Source organism: Methylobacterium sp. D54C (assembly GCF_053345595.1).
The window spans coordinates 1-283 of sequence record NZ_JBKFAK010000259.1 but is presented as its reverse complement, the minus strand read 5'-3'; the positions used below and the strand labels follow the sequence as shown (position 1 = coordinate 283).

Below are 283 nucleotides of genomic sequence, written 5' to 3'. Positions count from 1 at the left end.
CAGGGTCAGGAGCGCGTCCATGTCTTCGCCGTCGGCATCGGTGTGGTTGGTGTAGCAGACGTCCACGCCCATCGGCAGGCCGAGCAGCTTGCCGCAGAAGTGGTCCTCCAGCCCGGCGCGGATGATCTGCTTGCCGTCGTAGAGGTACTCGGGACCGATGAAGCCCACGACCGTGTTGACCAGCAGCGGGCCGAACCCCCGCGCCACCGCGTAGGCGCGCGCCTCCATGGTCTGCTGGTCGACGCCCCAGTGGGCGTCGGCCGAGAGGGCCGAGCCCTGGCCG

The 283-nt window shown here is 70.0% G+C and carries 1 protein-coding gene; it reads right to left on the bottom strand.

Annotation, left to right across the window (positions count from 1 at the left end; translation table 11 throughout):
* Nucleotides 1–283, bottom strand: a 283-nt coding sequence (gene eutB / locus ACLBYB_RS33425) for an ethanolamine ammonia-lyase subunit EutB (protein ID WP_447701450.1), incomplete at both ends; no start/stop codon positions are given.